The sequence below is a fragment of the Mesorhizobium sp. M4A.F.Ca.ET.020.02.1.1 genome (genome assembly GCF_004022645.1).
In the GTDB taxonomy this organism is placed as follows: Bacteria; Pseudomonadota; Alphaproteobacteria; order Rhizobiales; family Rhizobiaceae; genus Mesorhizobium.
The window spans coordinates 1-2,384 of the sequence record NZ_RZOI01000845.1 but is presented as its reverse complement, the minus strand read 5'-3'; the positions used below and the strand labels follow the sequence as shown (position 1 = coordinate 2,384).

Sequence of the window (2,384 nt, the reverse complement as noted above, 5' to 3'; positions counted from 1 at the left end):
GTGTCGTCACGCTCTACGAAATCGGCGCCGGTGGCGACGTCGCGGTTGATGCGCCGCGCCAGGCCAGACAGCACCTTGCCGGCGCCGATTTCGTAGAGCGTGACGACACCGTTGGCGGCGAACCACTCCACCGTCTCGCGCCAGCGCACGCGGCCCGTCACCTGCGCGACCAAGCGCCGGGCGATCTCGTCGGGATCGCTGGTCGGGGTGACCGTGACGTTGGAGACGACGGGAACCACCGGCGCGCTCTTCGCCACGCCGGCCAGCGCCTCGCGCATGATTTCGGCGGCCGGCGCCATCAGCGCCGAGTGGAAGGGGGCGGAGACCTGCAGCATCAGCGCCCGCTTGGCACCCTTTTCCGTGCACAGCTTCGCCGCGAGCTCGACCGCGGGCTTGGCGCCGGAGATCACCAGCTGGCCGCCGCCATTGTCATTGGCGACCTGGCAGACGGAGCCTTGTGCCGCCTCGGCGCAGGCTGCCTCGACCTCGGCCTGCTCCAGACCGATGATTGCCGCCATGGCGCCCTCGCCCGCCGGCACCGCCGCCTGCATGGCATTGCCGCGCACGCGCAGCAGCCGCGCGGCATCCGCCACGGAAACGAAGCCGGCGGCGGCAAGCGCCGAATATTCGCCCAGCGAGTGCCCGGCGACGCAGGCCACCTTGTCCTTCAGCGAAAAGCCACGCGCCTCCAGCGCGCGGATCGCGGCCAGCGACACTGCCATCAGCGCCGGCTGGGCGTTGGCGGTCAGCGTCAGCGTCTCTTCCGGCCCTTCCCAGATCAGCTTCGACAGTTTCTCGCCAAGCGCGTCGTCGACTTCCTCGAACACTTTGCGTGCCTCGGGGAAGGCGTCCGCCAGGTCCTTGCCCATGCCGACAGCCTGGCTGCCCTGTCCCGGAAAGGTGAATGCGACGGCCATGTCGAGGCTCTCCAATGGCTGATTTTTCCTGCCTGTGGCGCAAGGCGGACGGCCAAGTCAAGCCCGCGGTTGCCCAATGCGACGCCAAATCGCCGCGCGAGTGCCTGTTCCAAAAGACTTTTTTTCGATCACACCTGATGAAAACCGCTCACGAATCGTTTGCTGGCTCTTCTTATTTTCGCCACAGGCCGCTAGCTTTTAGATGACAGTTCCATGACAGAACGGTGACGCGGGTGGAAAAACGCGTTTCGCGGGCCGGGGGAAGTGAAGTGGCAAGGATCAGCAAGGGCGCGGCCAGACCCGCGCCGCAGTTCTTGGAAGACGATCCGTCCACCGGCTACCTGCCGGGGCGGAGATGGCCGATCGTCCGCTACGGTCTCGTCACCCTTCTCGCTTCCGCCATACTGGTGTTCGCGATCGAGTGGATCGTGCGCGGCGATTTTTCCGGCACGGTCGCCTTCTTCCTGCAGCCCTTCAAGCCGGGCTGGACCACCATCATCGTCTTCGCGCTGGTGCTGATCGGGCTCGACGCCGTCATCGGCCGCAGCCACCAAGGCCTGATGATCGTGGCGCCGCTGACGCTGGCGCTGGCCTTTGTCGGTCACCAAAAATCGCACTATCTCGGCGATCCGCTCTACCCGACCGATTTCCTCTATTCCCGCCAGATCATGGCGCTGATGCCGCTTCTGGTGCGCGAACGGCCGTGGACCGCCGCCATGCTGGCGGTGGGGATCATCGCCGGCTTGGCGCTGCTCGCTTATGGCTGGCGCCTGTGGCGCCGCAAGGTGCCGATCCTCAGCCGCAAGGGACGGCTGGCGCGGCTGACGCTGACGGTGCCGCTGCTCGCCTTCTTCGTCTCGATCATGGATTACGCCACCTTCTCGTGGACCCGCGACCGGCTGCAGATCATCCCGATCATGTGGGACCAGAAGGAAAACTACGCCTCCAACGGTTTTGCGCTGGCCTTCGCGCTCAACGTGCCGATGGCGCATGTTTCGGCGCCTTCGGGCTATTCGGACAAGGCGATCGCGGCGATCGAGCGGCCCCAGGTGACGGCCTCGGTGCCCGACGAGAAGCCCGACATCATCGTCGTCATGAGCGAATCCTTCTGGGATCCGACCAAGCTGCCGGGCGTCACCATCACGCCGGACCCGATCCCCAATGTGCGGGCGCTGCGCTCCGGCTACATGTTCTCGCCGGAATTCGGCGGCATGACCGCCAATATCGAGTTCGAGGCGCTGACCGGCTTCTCCAACGCCTTCCTGCCGGCGGGCTCGATTCCCTACCAGCAGTATGTGCGCACGCCGACGCCGTCGCTGGCGACCTTCCTGAAGAGCGAGGGCTACCGGGCGCGCGCCATCCATCCGGGCACCAACTGGTTCTGGAACCGCGGCGCGGTCTATGCCGATTTCGGCTTCAACGACTTCCGCTCCGAGGAGACGCTGCCGCCGATGCAGAAGCGTGGAC

The 2,384-nt window shown here is 66.1% G+C and carries 2 protein-coding genes; one reads left to right on the top strand and one right to left on the bottom strand.

Going from position 1 to position 2,384, the window contains the following annotated elements; genetic code table 11:
- The coding region (fabD, locus tag EN742_RS32030; protein ID WP_128333728.1) for an ACP S-malonyltransferase at positions 1-917 on the bottom strand (917 nt) is incomplete at its 3' end.
- 269 nt (positions 918-1,186) lie between these two features.
- On the opposite strand from fabD, the gene EN742_RS32025 reads away from it, so the two are divergent.
- On the top strand, positions 1,187-2,384 hold a 1,198-nt coding region (locus tag EN742_RS32025; RefSeq protein ID WP_148670408.1), incomplete at its 3' end, for an LTA synthase family protein.